Annotated in this window: 21 protein-coding genes and 1 riboswitch; of the genes, 13 read left to right on the forward strand and 8 right to left on the reverse strand. The window is 73.1% G+C overall.

Going from position 1 to position 24,354, the window contains the following annotated elements; all coding sequences use genetic code 11:
* From LN652_RS05170 to LN652_RS05205, 8 genes are all read left to right on the forward strand, one after another.
* Entirely contained in the window at positions 1-1,437 is a 1,437-nt protein-coding gene (locus LN652_RS05170) for a CpaF family protein (protein WP_230443620.1), read from the forward strand.
* Positions 1,434-3,329, forward strand: coding sequence for a type II secretion system F family protein (locus LN652_RS05175; RefSeq protein ID WP_230443621.1), 1,896 nt, complete (start codon positions 1,434-1,436; stop codon positions 3,327-3,329). Before LN652_RS05170 ends, LN652_RS05175 begins: the two co-directional genes overlap by 4 nt.
* A 1-nt stretch (position 3,330) precedes the next feature.
* Complete coding sequence (locus tag LN652_RS05180) at positions 3,331-4,254, forward strand: type II secretion system F family protein (RefSeq protein WP_230443622.1); 924 nt, start codon at positions 3,331-3,333, stop codon at positions 4,252-4,254.
* A 6-nt stretch (positions 4,255-4,260) separates the two neighbouring features.
* Positions 4,261-5,826: a sensor histidine kinase gene (locus LN652_RS05185; protein ID WP_230443623.1), complete on the forward strand. Its 1,566-nt coding sequence runs from the start codon at positions 4,261-4,263 to the stop codon at positions 5,824-5,826.
* Positions 5,823-6,476, forward strand: a complete 654-nt coding sequence (locus tag LN652_RS05190) for a response regulator transcription factor (protein WP_230443624.1) — start codon at positions 5,823-5,825, stop codon at positions 6,474-6,476. Before LN652_RS05185 ends, LN652_RS05190 begins: the two co-directional genes overlap by 4 nt.
* Before the next feature lie 173 nt (positions 6,477-6,649).
* A complete protein-coding gene (locus LN652_RS05195; RefSeq protein ID WP_211731367.1) occupies positions 6,650-6,841 on the forward strand; it encodes a Flp family type IVb pilin in 192 nt (63 codons plus the stop codon).
* Between the two features lie 87 nt (positions 6,842-6,928).
* Positions 6,929-7,141 (forward strand): Flp family type IVb pilin, encoded by a 213-nt coding sequence (locus LN652_RS05200; protein WP_230443625.1) that lies wholly within the window; start codon positions 6,929-6,931, stop codon positions 7,139-7,141.
* Positions 7,142-7,209: 68 nt separating this feature from the next.
* Positions 7,210-7,401: a Flp family type IVb pilin gene (locus LN652_RS05205; protein ID WP_230443626.1), complete on the forward strand. Its 192-nt coding sequence runs from the start codon at positions 7,210-7,212 to the stop codon at positions 7,399-7,401.
* A gap of 105 nt (positions 7,402-7,506) precedes the next feature.
* Here the strand turns inward: LN652_RS05205 and LN652_RS05210 are convergent, their stop codons facing one another.
* The 3 genes from LN652_RS05210 to LN652_RS05220 form a co-directional block, all read right to left on the reverse strand.
* A complete protein-coding gene (locus LN652_RS05210; protein WP_230443627.1) occupies positions 7,507-8,463 on the reverse strand; it encodes a hypothetical protein in 957 nt (318 codons plus the stop codon).
* Positions 8,464-8,763: 300 nt separating this feature from the next.
* Positions 8,764-9,684, reverse strand: a complete 921-nt coding sequence (locus LN652_RS05215) for a C40 family peptidase (protein ID WP_230443628.1) — start codon at positions 9,682-9,684, stop codon at positions 8,764-8,766.
* A 96-nt stretch (positions 9,685-9,780) separates the two neighbouring features.
* Positions 9,781-9,914: riboswitch (cyclic di-AMP (ydaO/yuaA leader) on the reverse strand.
* Positions 9,915-10,047: 133 nt separating this feature from the next.
* The gene (locus LN652_RS05220; protein ID WP_230443629.1) at positions 10,048-10,254 is read right to left on the reverse strand and encodes a hypothetical protein; all 207 of its coding nucleotides are present in this window, start codon (positions 10,252-10,254) and stop codon (positions 10,048-10,050) included.
* Between the two features lie 120 nt (positions 10,255-10,374).
* Here LN652_RS05220 and LN652_RS05225 point away from each other — a divergent pair, with 120 nt between their 5' ends.
* A complete protein-coding gene (locus LN652_RS05225; RefSeq protein WP_230443630.1) occupies positions 10,375-11,379 on the forward strand; it encodes a glycosyltransferase family 87 protein in 1,005 nt (334 codons plus the stop codon).
* A gap of 1,210 nt (positions 11,380-12,589) precedes the next feature.
* Here the strand turns inward: LN652_RS05225 and LN652_RS05230 are convergent.
* Positions 12,590-13,825, reverse strand: a complete 1,236-nt coding sequence (locus LN652_RS05230; RefSeq protein WP_230443631.1) for an NYN domain-containing protein — start codon at positions 13,823-13,825, stop codon at positions 12,590-12,592.
* A 10-nt stretch (positions 13,826-13,835) separates the two neighbouring features.
* The gene (locus tag LN652_RS05235; protein WP_230443632.1) at positions 13,836-14,111 is read right to left on the reverse strand and encodes a hypothetical protein; all 276 of its coding nucleotides are present in this window, start codon (positions 14,109-14,111) and stop codon (positions 13,836-13,838) included.
* A 93-nt stretch (positions 14,112-14,204) separates the two neighbouring features.
* Between LN652_RS05235 and LN652_RS05240 the strand changes: the two genes are divergently transcribed.
* Positions 14,205-15,992 carry a DEDD exonuclease domain-containing protein gene (locus LN652_RS05240; RefSeq protein WP_230443633.1) on the forward strand — a complete coding sequence of 596 codons (1,788 nt, stop codon included), beginning with the start codon at positions 14,205-14,207 and terminating at the stop codon, positions 15,990-15,992.
* A gap of 81 nt (positions 15,993-16,073) precedes the next feature.
* On the opposite strand, the gene LN652_RS05245 is transcribed toward LN652_RS05240, so the two are convergent.
* Complete coding sequence (locus tag LN652_RS05245) at positions 16,074-16,352, reverse strand: Lrp/AsnC family transcriptional regulator (protein WP_230443634.1); 279 nt, start codon at positions 16,350-16,352, stop codon at positions 16,074-16,076.
* A gap of 154 nt (positions 16,353-16,506) precedes the next feature.
* Here LN652_RS05245 and LN652_RS05250 point away from each other — a divergent pair, with 154 nt between their 5' ends.
* From LN652_RS05250 to LN652_RS05260, 3 genes are read left to right on the forward strand one after another with little or no spacing between them, the layout of a single operon-like run.
* Positions 16,507-20,730 (forward strand): Ig-like domain repeat protein, encoded by a 4,224-nt coding sequence (locus LN652_RS05250; RefSeq protein ID WP_230443635.1) that lies wholly within the window; start codon positions 16,507-16,509, stop codon positions 20,728-20,730.
* Positions 20,731-20,781: 51 nt separating this feature from the next.
* Entirely contained in the window at positions 20,782-21,411 is a 630-nt protein-coding gene (locus tag LN652_RS05255; RefSeq protein WP_230443636.1) for a GNAT family N-acetyltransferase, read from the forward strand.
* Complete coding sequence (locus tag LN652_RS05260) at positions 21,408-22,796, forward strand: hypothetical protein (RefSeq protein ID WP_230443637.1); 1,389 nt, start codon at positions 21,408-21,410, stop codon at positions 22,794-22,796. Before LN652_RS05255 ends, LN652_RS05260 begins: the two co-directional genes overlap by 4 nt.
* 19 nt (positions 22,797-22,815) lie before the next feature.
* Here the strand turns inward: LN652_RS05260 and trpD are convergent, their stop codons facing one another.
* On the reverse strand, positions 22,816-23,853 hold the full coding sequence (trpD, locus tag LN652_RS05265; protein ID WP_230443638.1) for an anthranilate phosphoribosyltransferase: 1,038 nt from the start codon (positions 23,851-23,853) through the stop codon (positions 22,816-22,818).
* Between the two features lie 42 nt (positions 23,854-23,895).
* A complete protein-coding gene (locus tag LN652_RS05270; protein ID WP_230443639.1) occupies positions 23,896-24,306 on the reverse strand; it encodes an Rv3143 family two-component system response regulator in 411 nt (136 codons plus the stop codon).
* Positions 24,307-24,354: the final 48 nt, after the last annotated feature.

Here is a 24,354-nt window from a genome sequence, read left to right on the forward strand (position 1 = left end):
ATGAGCCTCACCGACCGACTCGCCGCGGCGTCGCGCACCCGCACGGCGCCCAGCACCCCGGGGAGCGAGGCTCCGGCCGCTCCCGCACCCGGCACCTCGCCGGCCAAGGTCCAGGAGTCCAGCGAGGCCAGCCGCCGTCGGGCCGCCGCACGCACCGGCAGCGACCCGCACAAGGACCTCAAGCGGATCGTGCACGGGCGGCTCGTCAGCAGCCTCGGCCCGACGCTGTACGACGCCCACCTGACCCAGTCGGACCTCGAGCAGCAGGTGCGGCTCGCGCTGCAGACCACGCTGGCCGAGGTCGACATGCCGATGTCGTCGGCCGACAAGTCCCGCATCTCCCAGGAGATCGCCGACGACATCCTGGGCTACGGCCCGCTGGAGCCGCTCCTGCGCGACCCGGACCTGTCCGAGGTCATGGTCAACACGTTCGAGGACATCTACGTCGAGCGCGGCGGCAAGCTGGTCAAGGTCGAGGCGACCTTCGCCGACGAGGCCCACCTGCGGCGCACCATCGACAAGATCGTCAGCAAGATCGGCCGTCGCGTCGACGAGACCAGCCCGATGGTCGACGCCCGCCTGCCCGACGGCAGCCGTGTCAACGCGATCATCCCGCCGCTGGCGCTGGACGGCTCCAAGCTGACCATCCGCAAGTTCTCCGAGGACCCCTACACCGTCGAGGACCTGATCGGCTTCGGCACGCTCAGCCGTGCCTCCGCCGACCTGCTCGAGGCCTGCGTGCGCGGCCGGCTGAACATCCTCGTGTCCGGCGGCACCGGCGCCGGCAAGACGACCACCCTCAACGTGCTGTCGTCCTTCATCCCCACGGACGAGCGCATCGTCACCATCGAGGACGCCGCCGAGCTCCGGCTCGTGCAGGACCACGTCCTGCGCCTGGAGTCGCGTCCGCCGAACATCGAGGGCAAGGGCGCGGTCACGATCCGCGACCTGGTGAAGAACTCCCTGCGCATGCGCCCCGACCGCGTCGTCGTCGGTGAGATCCGTGACGCCGCGGCCCTCGACATGCTGCAGGCGATGAACACCGGCCACGACGGCTCGATCTCGACCCTCCACGCGAACACCCCGCGCGACGCGCTCTCCCGCCTCGAGACGATGGTGCTGATGGCGGGCATGGACCTGCCGGTGCGTGCCATCCGCGAGCAGGTGGCCAGCGCGGTCGACCTGATCATCCAGCAGACCCGCCTCAAGGACGGCACCCGCCGGATCACCGCGATCACGGAGATCGTCGGCATGGAGGGCGACATCGTCACCACCCAGGACGTGTTCCTGTTCGACTACAGCGCGGGCATGAACGAGCAGGGCAAGTTCAAGGGCGGCCTGGAGTCGACCGGCCTGCGGCCCCGGTTCCTCGAGCGGCTGGCCGACCACGGCGTGCACCTCAACCCGGCCGTGTTCACCGTCGGCGGGACCCGATGAGGTCGACGACCCGCGGCGTCGCCGGCGTGCTCGCCGCGGCGCTCCTCGCCCTGTCGGCGGCATCGCCGGCACTCGCCGACGACGAGGTCACGATCGACCACGTCGAGACCGACCGCGGCACCGTCAGCCTGCTGGTGTCCACCGACGGCGTGCCCGACGGCACCACGGTGGAGCCGAGCCAGGTCTACGTCGAGCTCAACGGCGGCGCCGTGGAGTCCACGGCCAAGCTCGTCGACGCCGGCGACATCGACCGCACGACGGTCATCGTCCTCGACGCCAGCAAGAGCATGCGCGGCCAGGGGAAGTTCGAGGCCGCCACCACGGCGATCAACGCGTTCCTCGACAGCGCACCCGAGGACGTCGCCATCGGCCTGGTCGCCTTCGCCGGCAAGGTCACCACGACGGTCGCGCCGACCATCGACCACGGCGACGTCCGCACCGCCCTCGGCGACCTGACCCTCGCCGCCGGCACCGGCGTCTACGACGGCATCGAGGAGGGTGTCACGCTCCTCACCGACGAGGGCTCGCGCAACCTGCTCGTCCTCTCGGACGGTGCCGACACCGGCAGCGCCACCACCCTCGACGTCGCCATCAACGACGCCAAGACCGCCGGCGTGGTCGTCGACGTGGTCTCCCTCGCGCAGGGCGCCGACAGCGAGGCCCTGGCCACGGTCGCGACGGAGACGGGCGGCTCGGTCATCCCGGCCGACCCCGCCGCGCTCACGTCGGTCTTCAACGAGCGCGCCGCGGCCCTCGACCAGCAGCTGCTGGTGACCTTCACGGCGCCCTACGGCAGCGGCGAGGACGCCAACATCGACGTGGTCGTCGAGGCCGGCGGCACGCAGTACCACGACACCGCCTTCGCCACGCTCGGTCCCGGCTTCGAGGTGCCCGACGTCGTCACGTCCGGCAAGGCGCTCGTCGGCGACTCGGGGATGCTGCTCGGCGCGGGCGCGCTCGCGATCGGGCTGTTCGGCCTCCTCGCGATCGCCCTGCTCGGCGCCGGCGACAACCGGTCCCAGTCGGTGCGCCAGCTCGAGGCCTACTTCAACGGCACCAGCGGCGCCGACCCGAAGAAGCGGCGCAAGTCGACCTCGAGCGACCTGAAGGGGTCGGCGGTGTCGGTGGCGAACCGCGTCGTCTCCCAGGACATGGAGACCCGCATCTCCCAGCGCCTGTCGGGCGCCGGGTCGGCCCTCACCGCCTCCGAGTGGGTGCTGGTGCACGTGGGCTGCGCGTTCGGCGCGGGGCTGGTGGGCTTCGTCATGGGCGGCTTCGCGATGAGCCTGCTGTTCCTGCTCCTCGGCGTGGTGCTGCCCTGGCTCTACCTGAAGTTCAAGCACGGACGGCGGCTCAGCGCGTTCAACGCCCAGCTCGCCCAGACCCTCGGCCTGATGGCCGGCGGCCTGCAGGCCGGCCTGTCGCTCCCCCAGGCGGTGGACACCGTCGTCAAGGAGGGGCACGAGCCGATGGCCGGCGAGCTGCGCCGCGCACTGGTCGAGCAGCGCCTCGGCGTCGACATCACCGAGGCGCTCGAGGGCGTCGGCGAGCGGATGGAGAGCGACGACTTCAGCTGGGTCGTCATGGCCATCCGGATCCAGCGCGAGGTCGGCGGCAACCTGGCCGAGATCCTGCACACCGTGGCCGACACGCTGCGCGAGCGGGAGTACCTGCGCCGCCAGGTCAAGGCGCTCAGCGCCGAGGGCCGGCTCTCGGGCTACATCCTGACGGGCCTGCCGCCGCTGATCTTCTTCTACATGACGTTCGCCAACCCGGACTACGTGCGCCTGCTGTACACGACGGTCCCGGGCTACATCATCCTGGGCATGGCACTCTTCCTCCTGGGACTCGGTTCGTTCGCGATGGCGAAGCTCGCCACGGTGGAGGTGTGACGTGATCCTGTGGATCGGAGCCGGGCTGATCTTCTCGGCACTCGTCCTGTCCATGGCGATGATCGGCGTGGTCAGCAAGGAGCGGCGCGGCGTCGCCCGCTCGATCGCCGCCATCCAGGCGATGAGCCAGACCACCCCCGACATGCTGCGCACGGAGCTCGAGCGTCCCTTCGCGGAGCGGGTGCTCGGACCGCTGGGCGACCAGCTCGTCGGGACCGGCCGCAAGATGGTGCGTGCCGACACCGCCCACAAGCTCGAGTACCGCCTCAACGTCGCCGGCAACCCGCCCGGCTGGGACGCCAACCGGCTGATCGGCCTCAAGGTGCTCGGCCTCGCCGTCTTCGGTGGCCTCGGTTTCCTCTACATCGCCGGGATGGGGTGGCCGTTCCCGCGGGTCGTGATCGCCACCGTCCTCGTGGCGGCCTTCGGCTACGTCCTGCCCAACGTGCTGCTCTACAACGCGGGCCAGAAGCGCGAGAAGCTGATGCGCAACGCGTTGCCCGACGCCCTCGACCTCCTGACGGTCTCCGTCGAGGCCGGCCTCGGCTTCGACGCCGCGGTCGACCGGGTGGCGCGCAACACCGAGGGCCCGCTGGCCTCCGAGTTCGCCCGCCTGCTGCAGGAGATGAACATCGGTGTCGGCCGGACCGACGCGATGCGCGCGATGGCCGAGCGGACCTCGCTCGACGACCTCAAGTCCTTCTGCCTCGCGATGGTCCAGGCCGACAGCCTCGGCATCCCGATCGGCCGCGTGCTGCGGATCCAGAGCGCCGAGATGCGCACCAAGCGCCGCCAGCGGGCGGAGGAGAAGGCCCAGCAGGTGCCGGTGCGGATGATGATCCCGCTGGTGCTCTTCATCCTGCCGTGCCTGTTCCTCGTGATCATGGGCCCGGCGGCCATCCAGATCGCCGACACGTTCAAATAGGGCCTGATGTTCAGCTCCAGCGCCTCGGACGTGACCCCCTCCTACGGGGGGTCGCTCTACACGTGGCGGGTGACCACCGCGGTGCGCGTCTTCGGCCTGGCGCTGGCGTCGGGCATCGTGCTGTCGGACGAGCGGTCCGGGGTCACCGCGCCGCTGCTGGCGGCGCTCGTCGTGGTCGCCGTCGGCAGCGCCGTGCTCGACTGGTCACGCGCCACCACCCGCGCCGCGTGGGTGCCGCTGGCCGAGATGCTGCTGGCGGCGATCATGCTCGCCAGCGCAGGCGCCTCGCCCGGCCTCTACGCCTACCTCGCCGCGCCCCCGGTGGTGGCCGGGGTGCGCCACGGCGTCGTGACGGTCGTCAACACGGCGTTCGTGGGTGGGCTGGGCCTGCTCGCCGCCGTCGCCGGGTCGTCGACGCCCGATCCCCGACCCGAGCTCGTGGTCGCCGCCCCCTGGGTGCTGACCGGCCTCGGGGCGGGCCTGCTGGCGAGCTGGCAGTCGCGCTCGATCCGTGACGAGGACGCCCGCCGGGCGCCGTACCGGGCCGCCCACCAGCTCGTGGCCCAGCTGCACGGGCTGGCCCGGCGCCACCAGGTCGGCCTCGACACCGCCCAGCTGGCCGCGGACCTCGAGACCCGCCTGCGCCGCCAGACCGGGGCGACGGCGTCCGCGGTCTACACGGGATCGGTGGCCGAGGGGCTCGTGCAGGTGTCGTCCTACGGGGACGCCGGCTCGCTGGCCGAGCAGGTCGGGCGGCACGCCGACGCGAGGTCCCCGGGCGTACGGGTGCTGGCCATCCAGGGCACCGACGGCGGGCTCGGCTTCGTGGCGCTGTCCGGCGTGCTGCGCTGGAACGACGAGATCGCCGAGCAGGCCGCCGAGGTGACCGACAACTTCGCGCTGCGCATCGACACCGCCGTGCTCTTCGACGAGGTCCGCCGGATGGCGACGTCGGAGGAGCGCAACCGGCTGGCCCGCGAGATGCACGACGGCGTCGCGCAGGAGATCGTGGCCCTCGGCTACGTCGTCGACGAGATCGAGTCGATCTCGGACGACCCCCAGACCCGCGAGCTCGCGGCCTCGCTGCGCCAGGAGATCACGCGGGTGGTGAGCGAGCTGCGCTACTCGATCTTCGACCTCCGCCACCAGCTCAGCGACCACCGGCTGTCCGGCGCGCTCACCGAGCACGTGCGCGGTCTCAGCACCGGCACGGACCTGCAGGTGCACCTGAGCTTCGACGAGTCCGGCAAGCCGCTGCCCCCGCACACCGAGACCGAGCTCCTGCGGATCGCGCAGGAGGCCATCAGCAACGTCCGTCGGCACGCCGGCGCCCAGAACCTCTGGGTGGCCTTCTGCACCGACGGCGTCTCCCTCGACCTGCGGATCGAGGACGACGGCATCGGCAACGCCGCCCCGCGCGACCTCCACTGGGGCCTGCAGACGATGGCCGAGCGTGCCGCTGCCATCGGCGCCGCGCTCGAGGTCTGCGACCGCGACGGCGGCGGCACCCGCGTCCACCTGACCACCTCGCACTGCACCACCTCCCCCCGTGAAGGAAGCCTGCGCCCATGAACACCTCCGTCATGCTGGTCGACGACCACGAGCTGATCCGCCAGGGACTGGCGCGCGCGTTCGAGCGCGACGACGCGATGCACGTCGTCGGCCAGGCGGGCAGCGTCCACGAGGGGCTCGCGGTGTTCCGCGAGCTGCGCCCCGACGTCGTGGTCACCGACCTCCAGCTGCCGGACGGGCAGGGCCTCGAGATCGTGCGCGCGGTGCGGGCCGAGAGCGACACGGTGGGCCTGGTCGTGCTCACCATGCACGCGGGCGACGACCAGATCTTCGCGGCGATGGAGGCCGGCGCCTCGGCGTTCGTCGGCAAGGACAGCAAGTCCTCCGAGGTGGTGAGCGCCGCCAAGCACGCCGCCGTGGCACCGCGCACGTTCCTGTGCGCCGGCCTGAGCGCGGCGATGATGCGACGCGCCACCGCGCCCGCCGCGCCCCGCCTGTCCACCCGCGAGGAGGAAGTCCTCGCCCTCCTCGCGGAGGGTCTCGGGACCAGCGACATCGCCGGCCGGCTCTACCTCAGCGAGTCGACCGCGAAGACGCACATCACGCACATCTACCAGAAGCTGGGCGCCGCGAACCGGGCCCAGGCGCTGGTCACGGCCATGCGGATGGGCCTGCTCGACGGCGTCGCGTCGGGTCATCTGACGCGGTGACCCCGAGGGGCCCGGGCGCGGCGCCGCGCGGGTGGTCCACGGATAGTCCCAACGGACTACGCAGGTGCGGCCGTTCACCTGATCCGGCGGGCCGCGAATCGGAGCAGAGTAATCCTCGACGGGTCCTGGAGGGCTCGGGACCCACCAACACGACTTACCTCAAGGGGAATCACATGATTGAGAAGCTGCAGTTCATGACGATCATGCTCGTCAACGACATCAAGGCCAAGCGCGACGAGCGCGGCGCCACCGCCGTCGAGTACGGCCTGATGGTCGCCCTGATCGCCATCGTGATCATCGGCGCCGTCACCCTCCTGGGCGGCAACCTGAAGAGCCTCTTCAACAGCGCCGCGAGCAGCGTCTGACGATCCGCACCCGTGCGGTTGTCGAGGGCCGGTGTCGTGTTCCCACGGCACCGGCCCTCCGTCATTCCACCCAGGAGGTGAACCCCCATGTCCCTGCACCACCTCGCGGCCTTCCTGACCGCGACCCTGACCGCGGCCCTGACCCCGGCTGAGCGCTCCGACGACGAGCGCGGCGCCACCGCCGTCGAGTACGGCCTCATGGTCGCCCTCATCGCGGTCGTGATCGTCGGCGCGGTGTCGCTGTTCGGCCGCTCGGCCAGCTCGCTGTTCTCGGTGCCGGCCAGCGTCTTCAGCCGCTGACCCGCCGCGCCAGCCGCACCACCCGACCCGCGCCCACGTCGCGACCCTCCCTCGGAAGGATCCGTCCCATGCTCGATGCCCTGCACCTCCAGATGATCAAGATCGCCCACGACGCGCGCACCAGGCGCGACGAGCGTGGCGCCACGGCCGTCGAGTACGGCCTGATGGTCGCCCTCATCGCCATCGTGATCATCGGCGCCGTCACCCTGCTCGGCGGCAACCTGAAGAGCCTCTTCAACAGCGCCGGCAGCAAGGTCTGACCAGCACGGTCCCATCGACCGTCCCGCGAGGGCCGGCACCGTCCACGGTGCCGGCCCTCGTCGCTTCCGGGGCCGGCGTCCGGGCCCGCGTCCGGTGCCGGGTCGTCAGCCGGCGAGGGCGGCCAGCCCGGAGCGCCACCGTCGGGTGAGCTCGGCGACCGGGAGGCCCGCGCGCGCCAGGGCCGCGTCGACCGGCTCACCCGCGGCGGCGGCCTCGTAGAGCCGGACCAGCCCCTGCTCCCCCAGCGCCTCGGCCACCACGCGGCAGCCCAGCCACGCCTGCTCGTAGCGCGCCTGGAGGTCGCCCGCGCGGGTGTCGAAGTCCGCCGCCTCCGGCAGGCGCCCCGGCACGCCGTCGGCGCGCGCCGCGGCGATCGCGCGACCGAGCGTGGTGCGGTCGGGCAGCCGGACGTCGCGCAGCGCGACGTAGTCGGCGAAGCCCTCGAGGAGCCAGGTGTCCATCGGCGTGCGGGTGGCGTCGGTGGCCAGGTGGACCAGCTCGTGGCTCATCACGACCTGCGCGCCGGCACGACGCAGGCCCGCCGTGACCTCCGGGTTGACGAAGACGTGGACCGGCGCCGCAGCGCCCGTCCCGTCGCCCGCGGCGGTCGTCACCGCCGCGATCGCGGCGTACGTCCCGGGCTCGGCGCCGAGGGTCTCGTCGAGGTCCGCGGCGCTCGCCGGCACCTCCACCACGACGGGTGCCGACCAGGCCGGCAGCACCCGGCGCACCACGCCGACACCCGCCACGGCCCGGCGCGCCACGTCGTCCGCCAGCCGCTGCGGGCCGTCGAGGAGGACCAGCACGCCCGGGGCGCGCGCCACGGACAGGCCGCCGCGCAGCCACAGCGGGAGCCGTACGCCAGCGGACCCGGTCGGCGTCCGGAAGCCGGTGACCGCGAGACGGTCGCCGTCGGGGACCAGCCCGACCAGCACCTCCGCCGACGACACCCCGGGGTCGTCGCGACCCAGCCGCCAGTCGAGCTCGGCCACCGCCGTCCAGGACCCGTCGCTCGCGACGGTGCCCGACTGGTCGACGTAGCGGAGGGCGACCCGGTCCACGGCCAGGGCACGGGCGTTGCGCCCGACGCCTGTGAGGACCGTGCGTGCCGTGTCGTCCCCGGAGGGGGCGAGGGCGGCGACCGCGCGGGGGTCGCGGGTCCCCAGCGCCCCCGACAGGGCCGCCAGCGCCTGCGTGGCGGCGGCCGGGCTGGCGCTCGGGGCTCCACGCGCGCGGGCGTCACGTCGTGGCGGTCGTCACCGAGGACCGCCACGCCTGCCGCGCCCAGGGCGAGCAGCAGCGCGCATGACGAAAGGCCGGCCACCCACGCGCGTGGGTGGCCGGCCTTCGAGGTCTGCGGGTCAGCCAGGGCGGACCGCGCCGACGTACGGCATCGAGTAGAGCCCCGAGACCGTGACGCCCGCACCGGGGTTGGCGGCGTGCACGATCATGCCGTTGCCGATGTACATGCCGACGTGGCTGATCGGGCTGTAGTAGAAGACCAGGTCGCCCGGCTGCAGGTCGCTCGCGGCGACGTGCGGGCCGGAGCCGTACTGGGCCGAGGACGAGTGCGGCAGCGAGACGCCGGCCTGGGCCCAGGCCCGCATCGTCAGGCCGCTGCAGTCGAAGGCGCTCTCGCCGGCGGCGCCGTAGACGTAGGCGTCACCGACCTGGGCCATCGCGTACTGGATCGCCGCGGCCGCGCGGCCCGAGGCGGGCACCGCGCTCGGCATCCGGCTCACGCCGCTGCGCGAGGCGAGCAGGCGCTCGCGCTCCTCGGCCTCGAGGTCGGCGAGCAGCTCCTTGGCCTCGGCGAGCTTGTCGTCGACGGTCTCCTTCTCGGAGCTGAGCTCCTCGGTGAGGTCGGCGATCTCGTCGGCGCGGTCGTCGGTGGCCTCCTGGCGGATCTCCAAGGCCTGCAGCTCGGTGTCGTAGTCGGACAGCAGCGAGGACTGCAGGTCGTTGAACGACGACATGGTGGAGAGGGTGTCGAGGAACGAGCCCGGGTCCTCCGAGACGACGATCTGGCCGACGGTCGAGATGCCCTCGCCCTCGAGCTGTCGCACGACGGCGTCGGAGACCTGGTCCCGCACGGCGTCGAGGCGCTCGTCCTGGCGGGCCTGGTCGGCCTTCAGGCCGGCGAGGTCCTGGCGCAGGTCGGCGAGGTCGAGACGGGCGTCGTGGAGCCGCTCCTGCGCGGCCTCGGCCTCGTGGTAGAGGCGGTCGACGCGAGCCTTGACGGTCTTGATGTCGGGGTCGGCCTGGGCGGGCGTCGCAGGCACGAAGGCGATGGCAGCGATCGCGGAGAGACCAAGTGCGGTCGCGCCAGCACGCTTGCGGGGGTGAGCCACGAGCGGGTGAACTCCTCGGGGTGTCGTACGCCTACCGGGTGAGCTGACGGGTTCGGCACGACTGTCCTACCCCTGCTCCTCGTGCCGCTCGCGCGACACGCCTCGCAGGGGATTCACCCCAGGGGGAAGTGTGGTTCCCCGGCTCGTCGACCACAGTGGTGCGGGGGCGTGGTGCGACGACTCGGCGCGACGCCCGCGCGAGCCGGGTGACCCACTGTCACGGACGTCGGGCGACAGCCTAGACGGCTGCACCATGCCTCGCCAATCTTCTCCGCACTCCGGGACCTCCGTCCCTCACGCCGACTCGATGACCGGCCCGCTCACGGGCTCGACCAGGCGCAGCGGCGGCACCAGGCCGCCCGAGGCCAGCGCGGCGAGCGCGGCCATCTCGTCGTCGTCGACGGTCAGCTCGGGCGGTGGGCCGAGCAGCACGCTCACCACGCAGTCGTGGCAGTGCAGTCCGCGCACCACGCAGGTGTCGCAATCGATCCGTGTCGTCATGTCCGCAACGGTGGCAGGGCCCACCGACAACGGGTCCCGGCGTGTCGCGCGGCGGCGTGTCGCGCGCCCGGCTGCCCGATCCGGCAGCGCCGGCGGCCCGGCGTGCATAGGGTGCGGCAGGTGACGACGTCGACGCCCCGCAGGCTGCTGCCGCTCGTCGTCGCGTGGGCCTGGGCGGTGGTGCTGACGTGGTTCGCCCTGCTGGTGATGGCCGACACCGGGCCCGGCTTCGACTCGCACGCCTACTGGCGCGCCGCGCAGGGTGCGCTGGACGGGTCCATCTACGGCGTCGCGCCCGGCGGGCGCGACGCGTTCAACTACTCCCCCGCGTTTGTGCAGGTGCTGTGGCCGCTCGCCCAGCTGCCCTGGCCGGTGTTCGCGACCGGGTGGGCGCTCGCCGCGCTCGCGGCCTTCACCTGGCTGCTCTGGCCGCTCGGACCGCGCTACGTCGTGCCGCTCGTGCTCTGCTGCACGCCCGAGATCCTGAGCGGGAACATCTTCTGGCTGATGGCGCTCGTGGTCGTCGCGGCGGCCCGTCCCGGCGCGCGGCCGGGTGGCGCGGCCGCGTGGGCCCTCGTCGCCCTCACCAAGGTGACGCCGGCCCTCGGCCCGCTGTGGCACGCCCTGCGCCGGGAGTGGCGCAGCCTCGCCTGGTCCGTGGCCTCGACGCTCGTCGTCGTCGCGGTCTCGGTGGTCGCCTCGCCCGCCCTGTGGGCCGACTGGCTCGACTTCCTGACCCGCCACGAGCGGAGCACCGGGATCGTCGGGGCGGCGGCCTTCGGCCCCCTGGTCGTCCGGTTGCCGCTCGCCCTCGCGGTGCTGGTCTGGGGCGCGCTCACCGATCGCCGCTGGGCGCTGCCGGCGGCGATGGCCCTCGCCACGCCCGTCGCCGGGCCCGCCGCCTTCACGATGCTCGCCGCCGTGCCGCGCCTGCGCGAGCCGACGGCTCAGCCCGCGGCCGCCTCGGGGACCCAGCAGGACCAGCCCGGTGCGCAGTCCACCTCCCCGAGCCCGTCGGTGGACGCGGCGAGGTCGTCGGGTGCCGTGCCCTCGCGGGTCACCACCAGGTCGGACGACGCGATCGCGCGGCGTCCGCCGTCGCGGCCCTCCAGGAAGTCGAGGTAGGCCGCCTGGTCGTCGTGGGAGAAGGCGTCGATCGGGTTGCTGACCCACAGCCGGACCCCGGCCACGGCGAGCGCCTCGGAGAGCGGGGCCGGTGCGAGCACCACGCGGTCACCGGCGATCGCGGCCAGCGTGGCGACGTCGTCGGGGGACGCGCCGAGCACCGCGTCTCCGCGCACCGCGGCGACCGGCAGCGCGACCACCACCGCGGCGAGCGCGGCGACGACCGCGCCGGTGGCCTGCCCCTGCCGTGCAGGGGCGGGTCCACGCCCGGTCCGTGACCGGTCGGGCGCGACCAGGACCGTCAGCAGGAGCAGCAGCCACACGCCGTGCCGCGCGGCGTCCGCCGTCGCCAGGCACAGGCCGGCCACCGCGACGTACTCCCACGCCGGGCGCCGGGTGCGGAGCACGACGACGAGGAGGGCCAGCGCGGCGACCAGCATCACCAGGTCGACGGGGTTGGTGGGCGAGGGACGGGCCCACAGCCCCTCACCGCGCTGGGCCGAGACGTTGTCGAAGACCTCGAGGTAGTACGCCGGCGTGAGCCGGCCCTGCGGGGTCGCGCAGAGGGCCAGCAGCGTGGCGGCACCCACGCACACCGTCTCCACGGGCCGCAGCCGGAGCCGGTCGACCAGCAGGTAGGCGCCCACGACGCACGTCCCGAGCAGCGCGGCGCCGTGCAGGTTGCCCCACACGGCGACCACGGGGACGACCCACCAGATCCGGCGGTCGGGCGTGGCGTGCTGGCGCACGAGGATCGCGAGGACGACCGCGAAGGGGACGAAGGAGAACGTCTGCGCGCGCACCAGGCCGAGCGAGGTCAGGCTCCCGACCACGAGTGCGACCAGCGCCCACGCGACCGCCGCGTCCGAGGCGCCGCGGGACCGTGCGGCACCCGCCGCCACCACCAGCGCGACGGTGACGAGGACGAGGTGGACGAGCACGGCCGTGGTCGCCCCGGCGTCGTGCCACCACGACGCGACCAGCTGGGCGAGCACCGGGACGTCGTGCCAGCCGGAGGAGTCGGCGGCGGCGAAGGGCACCGCGTCGGGGACGGCGCCGGAGCGTCGTACGTGGTCGCCCACGGCCACCAGCCAGTCCCAGTCCCCGCCGACGCGGACGAGCGACGCGAGCAGGCCGAGCGCAGCCGCGAGGACGAGCGCGGTCCAGCGCCAGGACACCAGCGCCGCGGCCGTCCGGGACCGGGTGCCGCTCACCCCAGCAGTCCCACGAGCACCGGCGACGGGACGACCCGCGCCCCCTCGCGCGCCACGTCGGCGGCCAGCGCCCGGTCGCTGGTGACCACCACGACCACCCGCCCCCGCGGCTCGGCGGCCACGAGCTGGCGGATCACGTCGTCGGCGATCACGCCCTCGGGGCTGAAGGCCACCTTCACACCGCGCGGCGCCGGCATGACGGTGCGCGCCGTCGACGCCGCGGCGTCGAACACCACGGTGGTCTCGGCGCCGGTCCGCGCCACCAGCGGGCCGAGGGCGGTGACCAGCCGGCTGCGCTGCGCCTCCAGGGTGGCCGAGCCCCAGGTCTGCTTGCTGACGTTGTAGCCGTCGACGAGCAGCCGCGCCCGCGGCAGCGACAGGGTCTGCTCGAGGGTGTCGACGGTGGCCGGCGCGCTCGAGGCCGGAGCCGAGCCCCCGGAGAGCTCCGCTTCCACGGCGTCACCGGGAGCACCCTCGACCGCGGGCAGGCCGAGCTCGCGCCGGAGGCCCGTCGCCGCCTCGAGCACCGTGTCGAGCAGGTAGCGCGCGCGGACGGTCGCCTGGTCGCGCGACGTACGTCCGTCGCGGCGCGCCGCGGCCAGCGCGCGCTCGGCCTCCTCCGCCTGCTGCCGCGCCCGGCGGACGTCTGCCTCGGCCCGCGCGGTCGCGGCCGCAGCCTCGGCGACGGCCCGGTCGCGCTCGGCGACGGCGTGGTCGCGCTCCTCCTCGACCGCCCGCAGGTCGGCGCGCGCCCGGCCGGGGCGCTGGCGCAGCACCTTGTGCTCGGCGCGCGCCTCCTCGAGCGCCTCGGCGTGGCCCTCGCGCGTCGCGGCCAGCTCGGCCTGCAGCGCCGCGGCGCGGGCCTCCAGCCGCTCGAGCTCGGCGGCTCCCCCACCGGTGTCCACCTCGGCGCGGCCCAGGTCCTCCACCACCGCGGTCACGACCTCGTGCCAGCCGTCGTCGCGGACCAGCCAGGCCCGGGCGGCCGCGTCGAGGCGGTCGTCGTCGCGCGGCGGCACGGCCGCGACCTGCACGGCCGCGTGCTGCCGGAAGTCGTCGTCGCCGAGGGCGTCCCAGATCGGCTGGCCGCCCAGCCGCGCCCGGCGCGCGGGCGCGAAGCCGGCCACCTTGCGCAGCGTCGCGGGCAGGGGCGTGACCGACGGCAGCACGGCAGCCACCAGCGCCACGACCCGGACCCGGAGCCGCTCGGGCAGCTGGTCCACCTCGGTCACGTGGGCACCGTCAGTCCGCGGCCGGGTCGTGCGCGGTGTCGGCGGAGGCGCGGTCGACGACCTCGATGGCGTCGCTGCGACCGCACCAGCGGCAGGCGACCGACTCGACGACCTCGGACCGGACGTCCTCCTCCTCGACGCGGTGGTCGCCGGCGAGGTCGAAGTGCCAGTACTCGGTGGTGCGGCGGGTGCGGGTGACGTCGAAACGGGTCAGGTTGCCGCAGCCGGCGCAGCGCCACCGCTCACCCTCGGCGGGCACGCGCAGGTCGGCGGTCTGGTCGGTCACGGTGTCTCCTGGTCGTCGTCTCGCTCGGGCGCCGCAAGCCTAGTGGGCGCGTCACCCCCGGCACTGTCGGATCCCACGTCTACCGTCGGCGCCATGAGCACGACCGGGACAGCGGCAGGACCGCGCTCGCGCTGGGAGGCGCAGCGCACGTTCGACGAGCTCGGCCGTCCGCTGCGCGACGTCACGTTCTGCGTCGTCGACCTCGAGACCACCGGCGGCTCGGCCGCGGCGGGGTCGATGATCACCGAGATCGGCGCGGTCAAGGTCCGCGGCGGCGAGGTGGTCGGCGAGTTCCAGACGCTGGTCGACCCCCGCACCGAGATCCCCGCCTTCATCGCCGTGCTCACCGGCATCACGAACTCGATGGTCCGCGACGCGCCCCCCATCGAGTCGGCGCTGCCGGCGTTCCTCGAGTTCGCCGCCGGCTGCGTGCTCGTCGCCCACAACGCCCCCTTCGACGTCGGCTTCCTCCAGCACTTCGCCAAGGAGCAGGGACGCGCGTGGCCCCGCTTCGAGGTCCTCGACACGGCCAAGCTGGCCCGACGGGTCATCACCCGCGACGACGCCCCCAACTGCAAGCTCTCCTCGCTGGCGAAGGTGTTCAACGCGAGCACCACCCCCAACCACCGCGCGCTGTCCGACGCCCGCGCGACGGTCGACGTCCTCCACGGGCTGATGGAGCGCCTCGGCGGGCTGGGCGTCCACACGCTCGAGGAGCTGCAGACGTTCTCCTCGCGCGTCACCACCGCCCAGCGGCGCAAGCGCCACCTCGCCGAGGGCCTCCCGCACGCGCCCGGGGTCTACCTGTTCCGCGACGAGCGCTCCCGGGTGCTCTACATCGGCACCTCGCGCGACCTCCGCACCCGCGTCCGGACCTACTTCACCGCCTCCGAGACCCGGAGCCGGATGGGCGAGATGGTCGGCCTGGCGGCCTCGGTCACCGGCATCGAGTGCGCGACGCCGCTCGAGGCCGAGGTCCGCGAGCTGCGGCTGATCGCCGAGCACAAGCCGCGCTACAACCGCCGCTCCCGCTTCCCGGAGAAGGTGCACTTCGTCAAGCTCACCCGCGAGGCCTGGCCACGGCTCTCGCTGGTGCGCCGCGTCCTCGACGACGACGCCGACTACCTCGGCCCGTTCTCGTCGCGCAAGACGGCCGAGAAGTGCCTGGCCGCGCTCCACGACACGTTCCCGGTCCGCCAGTGCAGCGGCCGGATGCCCGCGGTGCCGTCGGGCTCGCCGTGCGTGCTCGCCGAGATGGGGAGGTGCCTGTCGCCCTGCGACGGCAGCGCCGACTCCGCGACCTACGCCGTCCTGGTGCGCCAGCTGCGCGACACCCTCCTGCGCCGGCCCGACCGGGTCGTCGAGGTGATCAACGAGCGGATGCAGGCGCTCGCCGACCACGAGCGCTTCGAGGAGGCGGGCGTCCACCGCGACCGGCTCGCCACCTTCGTCCGCGCCGCCGCGCGCACCCAGCGGCTCTCCGCCCTCACCCGCTGCCCGGAGGTGGTGGCCGCGCGCCGGGAGGACTCGGGGCACTGGGCGGTCCACGTGGTGCGGTTCGGGCGGCTGGCCGCGGCCGGGGTGATCCCGCGCGGCGCCGACGCCCACCAGTTCGTCCGCGAGCTCCGGGCCAGCGCCGAGACGGTCGCCTCCGCACCCGGCCCGGTCCCGGCCGCCAGCGCCGAGGAGACCGAGAAGGTCCTGCGGTGGCTGGAGTCCCCCGGCATCCGGCTCGTCGACGTCGACGGCGACTGGGTGTGCCCGGTCGCGGGCGCCGCCCGCCACCTCGCGCTCTACGACGCGGTCAACCAGTCGCGCCTGTCCCTCACGCCGTTCGACGAGCAGCGGCTGCCCTCGCCGGTCCACCGACCCGCGCGCTGACCCGCCCCGCTGGTCGAGGAGGGCGCCCCGCGCCGTACCCCGCTGGTCGAGGAGGGCGCCCCGCGCCCGTCACGAGACCCCTCAGTCGAGCCCGATGCTGAACGCCGACTCGAGGTCGTGGCGCGAGTAGGTCCGGAACGCGATGTGGGTCTCGGTCTCGTTGACGCCGGGCACCTTGTTGAGCCGGTCGGCGACCACGGACGCCACGTCCTCGTGCTCGCGCACCCGCACCAGCGCGATCAGGTCGATCTGGCCGGTGACGGAGTAGACCTCGCTGACCCCGTCGAGCGCCGCGATCGCCTCGGCGACCTCGGGGATGCGCGCGACGTCGGCCTTCACGAACACGATGGCGGTGATCATGGCGCCACCGTATCGCCGTCGCGCCACCGAGCGCAGCGAGGACCGATCGGCCAGGGTTGCTAGTCATTTCGGACTATGCGGGTCCGTTCGTGAGCCATGGGTCGGAACCCGCCCCTAGCGTGCCCGTGTCACGTTTCGACTCTGGGGGATCCGCATGACCTTGCCCGTGCCTGCTCGAGCTTCACTCATCGGGCGACTCGTCCTCGCCGTTGCCCTGGCCCTCGGGGCCTCGCTGGCGGTCACGACGCCGCCGGCCAGCGCCGCCGCGGCGACCCCGGCGGACCTCCGCGCCACCGGTTCACCCGTGCCCACGCTGTCGTGGGGCGCGGTCCCGACCGCGGACCGCTACCGCGTGCAGGGCTCGGAGGACGCGAGCTTCGCGAACACGCTGTTCAACGACGAGACCTCGGGCACCAGCTACACGCCGACGCGGCCGTTCCGGGCGGGCACCCTCTACTGGCGCGTCCAGGCGAGCGACCAGACCGGCAGCAGCTCGTTCGCCACCTCGCAGGTGACCATCGCTCCCCCCGCCGTACCGCAGAACGTGGCCGTGACGGCTCCCGGCGGCACCGTGCTCCCGCCCGTCGCTCCTCCGGTCATCTCCTGGGCCCCGGTCGCCGGTGCCACGAGCTACCAGGTCGAGATGGACGCCGAGGGCGACGGCGTCGGCGGCACGCTGCGTGACAACATCCGCACGACGACGTACGTCTGGTCCGACCCCCAGGGCGTCGGCGAGCGGTCCGGCACCGAGGACTTCTTCGTCCGTGTCCGCGCCCGCTTCGACTTCGACCTGCAGAGCGACTGGTCCGCGTGGGTCCGCTACGACGTCGCCCAGCTGCCGCCCGTCACGTCGAGCGCCTGCGCCACCGGACTGGTCTGCGCGCCGGACCCGGCCGCCGGTGTCCGCGGCAGCCGGACGGTCCAGGACGTCGTCTTCGACTGGGACCCGGTCAAGGGCGCCAAGCAGTACGAGATCTGGGTCGCGCTCGACCGCGACTTCAACAACCAGGTCGAGAAGCGCACGGTCAGCTCGACGCGGTACTCGCCCCAGACCACCTACGACAACAACAACTACTTCTGGAAGGTCCGCGCCTACAACGCGGCCGACCAGCCCACGCCGTGGCCCACGGACCCGAACGTCTTCCAGCGCCGGTGGCCGATGGCTCCCTCCCTCGTCTACCCGCCGGTGGCCACGTCCCCGGTCGTGGACGACGACCTGTACTTCCAGTGGAGCCCGGTCAAGCACGCGACGCGCTACCGGCTCGACGTCGGCGGCGACGTCAACTTCACCCCGGGCTCGTACAACACGTGCTACACCGCGAGCACGACGTACACCCCCGGGTACCGGGGTAGCGACCCGTGCATGCCGTCGCAGGGGTCCCTCGTCTACTGGCGGGTCTTCGCCTATGACAACCCCGGCCCGTTCGGCACGCCGGACACCGGTGAACCCGGCATCGAGAGCAACGTGTCGGCCACCGGGCGCTTCGTCTACGACTCCGGCGCGGTGGTGCTGACCGCTCCGGCAGACGGTGCGACCGTCACGGTGCCGACGATGGCGTGGGAGCCGAGCGTCGACGCCGAGCGGTACCGGGTCACGGTGACCAACGCCTCCACGGGCGAGGAACGCGTCATCGAGACCACGGCGCTGTCGTGGACGCCGACGGACCGCCTCCCGTCCGACTCCGACCAGGCCGACCCCGCCAAGCAGCCCGACACCTTCGTCTGGAAGGTGTCGGCGAAGGACGCCGACGGCAAGTACTCACCCGCACCCGTCTACGCCAACCGCTCCTTCGTGCTGCCCGAGGGCCCTGTCGAGGCCGGGGCACAGCCCCTGGAACCCCTCGCCAACTCGCACGACACGATCACGTCCCGGTTCCCGTCGCTGTCGTGGCAGGCGTGGCCCTCGACGGAGCAGAACCCGATCTACTACCGCCTGAAGGTGCGCCAGGCCGGCTACGTCTTCGGCACCAACGAGACCGAGGTGCTCTCGGCCAACATCACCTACCCGTCGGTGACCGACTGGAACGACTTCTTCCTCTCGCCCGGGAGCTACGACTGGTGGGTGGAGGCCAGGAGCGCCAGCACCGGCCTCTACCTCGGGGAGGGCTCGAAGAGCACCTTCACGATCACCGACCAGGGCGAGGTCACCGGACAGCGACTGGCCCTCGACGGCAAGGCCGTCGACGCCGGCAACACCTGCAACCGCCGGCTCGTGCTCGTCGACCAGGTCCCCGACGAGGAGACCGTCTGCCAGGGCCTCCCCTCGACGCCCGTGCTCGACTGGGACTCCATCCCCGGCGCCGGCGGCTACATGGTCTACCTCTCGGAGGACCCCGACTTCACCAACCTCCTGATGGACCCGCGGAGCACGTCGACGCAGAACTCCCGGTGGACCCCGAGCTTCTCCGACAACATCCCGGCGTTCGACGACAACGAGTCAGGCCCGGCGTACTACTGGTTCGTCCGGCCTTGCGTGCGGATCAGGCCCTTCCTCAACTGCGGCCCCGACCCGAGCGGCTCCGAGGACGTCGGGACCAACGCGTTCCGGAAGGTGTCCCCCGAGGTCGTCCTGACCCAGCCCGCGGCCGGGGCGTCCTTCGCCGACGAGGTCACCTTCACGTGGCAGGACTACTACGACACCAACCAGGCCACGCTGTCCCCCTACGGCGGCTCGACGCCCAGCCACCAGTCGGGCAAGCGCTATCGGATCCAGGTCGCCCAGTCGGCGACCATCACCGACCAGAACGCCATCGACGACCGGTTCGTCGACCAGGCGACCTACACGGCCTTCGAGAACACCTATCCCGAGGGTGACCTCTGGTGGCGCGTGCAGGCGATCGACGCCCGCGACAACCGGCTGTCGTGGTCCGCGACCCGCAAGATCGTCAAGGCGACGCCCGCCCCGAACCTCGACCCCAACGTGGCGGCGCCCGTCGAGCGACCGACGGTCGACTCCCTGGCCCGGCCGACCTTCGGCATCCACGTCAGCGCCGGGCCGGTGACCTTCCAGTGGTCGGCCGAGACCTTCGACGGCACGTGGGACATCGAGCTCTACAAGAACGACGACACCACGCTCTCGGGCGCCAACCGTGTGTTCGCCGAGACGGTGCGCCAGGCGGCCTTTGCCTGGACCGAGCCGCTCAACCCCTCGTCCGAGGCCTACCGCTGGCGCGTGCGTCGCACCGACGTCCGCGGCAAGCCCGGTCGCTGGTCCGACTTCGGCCGGTTCTGGGTCGACCCGCTCCCGATCTCGCTGGCCTCGCCGGCCGACGGCGCGGTCGTCGACCCGACGGGCGCCGCGTTCACCTGGACGCCGTACTCCGCCGGCTCGTCCGCCCAGGCCTCGCGCTACGTCTTCGACATCGACCCTGTCGGTGGCGTCGGGTTCAACCCCGGCGGCGTCAGCACGGTCGCCACGGCGTGGACGCCGGTGCAGTCGATGCCGTCCGGCTCCTACACGTGGACCGTCACGGCCTACGACGCCCGCGGCAACCGCATCGGATCCAGCCCCGCTCGACGGTTCGAGGTCGACGGCGCCGTCCGCGTGGTGACCCCGGTGCAGATCCAGGCACCGCTGGGGTCCGCCGTCGGCCAGACGCTGACCAGCACCCCTCCGACCTGGAGCCGGCCGGACGTGCAGATGACCTACCAGTGGCTGCGCGACGGCAACGCGATCAGCAACGCCAACGGTCCGACGTACACCCTCACGACCGAGGACTACACGCGCGTGGTGTCGCTCCGCGTCACCGGCCGCAAGCCGTCCTACACCGACGGCACGAGCACCAGCAACGCCGTCTCGGTGACCGCGGGCGGGGCGCTGCAGAACGTCGGCCAGCCGGTCGTCTCCGGCTCGGCCGCGGTCGGGAGCTCGCTCCAGGTCACCGCCGGCGCCTGGTCCCCCGGGGCCACGCGGATCCGGTACCAGTGGCTGCGCCAGGGCGCGCCGATCCCGGACGCGACCGGGTCGGGCTACACGGTCCAGGCCGTCGACGCGGGCAAGGACCTGTCCGTGACCGTCTTCGCCTCGGCCCAGGGCTTCGGTGAGGGTGCGACCACCACGGCCGCGGTGTCGGTGGCGCGGATGAAGTCCACGGTGACCGGCGCCCTGCAGGCCGACCGGGTCTCGAGGAAGAAGCGCGCCAAGCTCGGCATCACCGTCAGCGTGCCCAACCTCTCCGGTCCGACCGGCGGCGTGCAGGTGCTCGACAAGGGCAAGAAGATCGCGCAGATCACGCTGTCGCCGAACAAGAACGGCGCCGCGACGATCAAGCTGCCCAAGCTCAAGAAGGGCAAGCACAAGCTCCAGGTCGTCTACCTGGGCAACGCCCAGGTCTTCGGCTCCAAGTCGAAGAAGATCACCCTCTACATCACCAAGTGACGCGCGCGTCACTGTCCGACGAGCCGGTCACGGCGGAAGTAGGCTCCCGCCGTGACCTGGCTCGCTGACCACTGGCTCGACCTCCTCGGCTGGGGCGGGAGTGTCCTGCTGGTCTACTCCCTGCTGCAGGCGAGCGTCCTGCGGCTGCGGGTGCTCAACGCGGTCGCGTGCGTGATCCTCATCGTCTTCAACGCCCTGCTCGCGGTGTGGCCGATGGTCGCGATGAACGTGGTGCTGGTCGCCATCAACCTGTGGTTCATCGTCGGGATGCTGCGCGACCGCCACGACGAGACGGCGTTCGAGGTGCTCGAGGTCGGCCCGGCCGACGAGTACCTCCGGCACGTGCTGCGGGTCCACGGCGAGGACATCCTGCGCTTCAACCCGGACTTCGTCCACGACCCCGCCGAGGCGCACGACGCGTTCCTCGTCCAGAAGGGCGACGAGACCGTCGGCGTGGTGCTGCTGTGCGAGGAGGGCGACACGGCGCACGTGCTCCTCGACTACGTGACGCCGCGCTACCGCGACTTCTCCCCCGGCGAGTTCGTGTGGCGCCGCAGCGGCCTGCTCGCCGACCGGGGCGTGCGCCGGGTGGTCACGCCGCCGGCGATGGTCGGCGCGTACTACGACCGCCTCGGCTTCCGGCGCGAGGGCGAGTCCTGGGTCCTGGACGTCACCCAGTGATCACCTTCGTCGTGCGGCGCGTCGCGCCGCTGGTGGGGCTCGCCGCGATCCTCGCGGTGCTGGTCAACCTGCAGGAGGTGCCGGCCGTCGGCGCCGACGCCTGGCTGCACCTGCGGCTCGGCCAGGAGTTCCTCGACGGCTGGTCGCTGTCGCACCCGGGCCACCTCGGCGTCTACGACAGCGCGACGTGGTACCCCACCCAGTGGGCCTCCCAGGTCGCGATGGCCTGGTTCGACGACCGGCTCGGCATCGGCGGCGTGATGTGGCTGACCGGCACCGTCATCCTGCTCGTCCCGGTCGTGCTCTACCTCGTCTGCCGCCGCCACGCCTCTCCCCTGCCCACCGTGCTGGCCGTCGCGCTGGCCGTCGGCGCGGCGGCGCCGGGCTTCTCGGCGCGTCCGCAGGTGGTGAGCTACGTCCTGATCGCCGTCGTCATGGGCGCCTGGCTCGAGACCGCCCGCGACGCCCGGCCGCGGTGGTGGCTCGTGGCCCTGACCTGGGTGTGGGTGCCGATCCACGGGATGTGGATCGTCGGCATCACCATCGGCGTCGCCACGGTGGTGGGCATGGCCCTCACCCGCCAGCACGGCCGCGGGGTCCTCCTGCGACTGGCCGCCGTCCCCGTGCTGTCCACCCTCGTCACGGTCGCCACGCCGATCGGGCTGCACGTCGTCGACTCGATCACCGGCGTGAGCTCACGCAACGGCGCGCTGACCGAGTGGGACCCGCCCGACCTCACCAGCCCCAACGGCCTGATCCTCGGGCTGATGATCGTGGTCGTCCTCGTCGTACGCCTGCGCGGCGGCGCCATGGACTGGCCCACCCTGATGCTGCTGGGCCTGGCGATGGCCTGGGGGGTCTACACGCTGCGCACCACCATCGTCGCCGCGGTGATGCTCGCCCCCCTCCTCGCCGCCGCCCTCCAGCACCTCGTGCCCCCGGTCGGGCGGCCCGGCCGGCGCGAGGTCGCGCTCGTCGCGGCGACCGCAGTGCTGGGCAGCGCGGTGATGGCGCTGGTCGCGGCCGAGCGCGACGACGAGCCCGTGGTCGCCGCGTGGGTGGACGACCGGCTCGACGCGATGCCGACGGGCACCACGGTCCTCAACGACTGGGAGCTCGGGCACTACACGATGTCGCGCCATCCGCAGGTGCAGCTCGTGATGCACGGCTACGTCGACATGTTCACCGAGGACGAGCTCGAGCGGAACCTCCGGATCGCCAAGCTGGACCCCGAGTGGGACACCTCGGTCGCCGACCTCGACGCCGACTACGCCTTCGTCGACCCGGACTCCCCGCTGGGCTACGCGCTCGTGCACCAGCTGGGGTGGACCGAGGTCGAGGGCGACGACGACTACGTCCTGCTGACGCCGCCGGCCGGCAGCTGACCGTCGGGGTCGGTGCCGCTCAGGCGGGGTCGGTGGAGCTGGCCGCCACCCAGCGCTCGAGCGCGTCCCGGGCCGCACCCGAGTCGATCGACCCGGCCGCGCGCCGGATGCCCTCCGGCAGCGACACGGCGACCTCCGCGCCCGGGTCGCCGTGCACGGCGAGCGCCGCTCCCGCGTTGAGCAGCACGGCGTCGCGCACCGGCCCGGTCTCCCCGTCGAGGACCCGGCGGACCACGTCGGCGTTGTGGGCCGCGTCGCCGCCACGGAGGTCCTCGGTGGTCGACCGGGCGATCCCGAGGTCCGCCGGGTCGACCGACGTCTGGACGACGTCGCCGCCACGGACCTGCCAGACCGTCGACGTCGTGGTGGTGGTCAGCTCGTCGAGCCCGTCGTCACCGCGGAACACCCAGGCGTCGACGCCGCGCTCGGCCAGCACCCCGGCCATCACCGGAGCCATCCGGGCGTCGGCGCAGCCGATCGCCTGCGCCTGCGGCCGGGCCGGGTTGGTGAGCGGGCCGAGGATGTTGAACGTCGTGGCGATGCCGAGCTCGCGGCGCGGCACGGCGGCGTGCCGCATGGCCGGGTGGAAGGCGGCGGAGAAGCAGAACGTGATGCCCGCCTCCTCGGCCACCTGCGCGACCCGCGCGGGCGGCAGGTCGAGCCGGATGCCGAGCGCCTCGAGCACGTCGGCGGAGCCGGACTTCGACGACGCGGAGCGGTTGCCGTGCTTGACCACCCGCGCCCCGGCGCCGGCGGCGACGATCGCGGCCATGGTGGAGATGTTGACCGACATCGACCGGTCCCCGCCGGTGCCGACGACGTCGAGCAGCCGACCGGGCACCGAGATCGGGTTGGCGGCCGCGAGCATCGCGGACGCGAAGCCGGACACCTCGTCGACCGTCTCCCCCTTGGCACGCAGCGCCACGACGAAGGCTGTGACCTGGACGGGGGTCGCCGCGCCGGCGAACACCTCGTCCGAGGCCCAGCGCGCCTGCTCCTGCGTCAGGTCGCTCCCGGCGACCAGCGTGGAGAGGACGTCGGGCCAGGTGTGGGACATGCGCTCAGGCTAGTGGCCGTCGGCGCGTCCTCGACGAGCGGCTCAGGTGGTGGCCGGGACCGACGAGCGCAGCAGGCCGACGACCTGCTCGGCGAGCTGGATCGGGTCGATCGGGTGCGGGACGGCCGCCTCGGCGCGCGACCAGGTGGCGAGCCACGCGTCCTGCGGACGACCGGTGAGCACCACGACGGGCGGGCACTGGTAGATCTCGTCCTTGAGCTGCTTGGCGATGCCCATGCCGCCGGCGGGCACGGCCTCGCCGTCGAGGATGGCCAGCGCGATGTCGCCGCGGTCCATGTTCTGCAGGACCACGGGCTCGGTGGCGACCTCCACGTACTCGACCTCGGGCAGGTCGGGGTGGGGACGACGCCCCAGCGCGAGGATCACCTGCTGCCGGGTGTTGACGTCGTCGCTGTAGACCAGGACCTTCAACGTCTTCGTGGAGTCGCTCACGGGATGCATCGTATCCACCGCCGCCGCCGCCGTGGTCGCCTAGGCTCC

This window comes from Nocardioides okcheonensis, assembly GCF_020991065.1.
Taxonomy (GTDB): Bacteria; Actinomycetota; Actinomycetes; order Propionibacteriales; family Nocardioidaceae; genus Nocardioides; species Nocardioides okcheonensis.

Coding starts and splice junctions, on each gene's coding strand:
- LN652_RS05250 (WP_230443635.1), top strand. CDS start 16,507: ATGACCTTGCCCGTGCCTGCTCGAGCTTCACTCATCGGGCGACTCGTC.
- LN652_RS05175 (WP_230443621.1), top strand. CDS start 1,434: ATGAGGTCGACGACCCGCGGCGTCGCCGGCGTGCTCGCCGCGGCGCTC.
- LN652_RS05240 (WP_230443633.1), top strand. CDS start 14,205: ATGAGCACGACCGGGACAGCGGCAGGACCGCGCTCGCGCTGGGAGGCG.
- LN652_RS05185 (WP_230443623.1), top strand. CDS start 4,261: ATGTTCAGCTCCAGCGCCTCGGACGTGACCCCCTCCTACGGGGGGTCG.
- LN652_RS05205 (WP_230443626.1), top strand. CDS start 7,210: ATGCTCGATGCCCTGCACCTCCAGATGATCAAGATCGCCCACGACGCG.
- LN652_RS05190 (WP_230443624.1), top strand. CDS start 5,823: ATGAACACCTCCGTCATGCTGGTCGACGACCACGAGCTGATCCGCCAG.
- LN652_RS05220 (WP_230443629.1), bottom strand. CDS start 10,254: ATGACGACACGGATCGATTGCGACACCTGCGTGGTGCGCGGACTGCAC.
- LN652_RS05245 (WP_230443634.1), bottom strand. CDS start 16,352: ATGATCACCGCCATCGTGTTCGTGAAGGCCGACGTCGCGCGCATCCCC.
- LN652_RS05170 (WP_230443620.1), top strand. CDS start 1: ATGAGCCTCACCGACCGACTCGCCGCGGCGTCGCGCACCCGCACGGCG.
- LN652_RS05195 (WP_211731367.1), top strand. CDS start 6,650: ATGATTGAGAAGCTGCAGTTCATGACGATCATGCTCGTCAACGACATC.
- trpD (WP_230443638.1), bottom strand. CDS start 23,853: ATGTCCCACACCTGGCCCGACGTCCTCTCCACGCTGGTCGCCGGGAGC.
- LN652_RS05200 (WP_230443625.1), top strand. CDS start 6,929: ATGTCCCTGCACCACCTCGCGGCCTTCCTGACCGCGACCCTGACCGCG.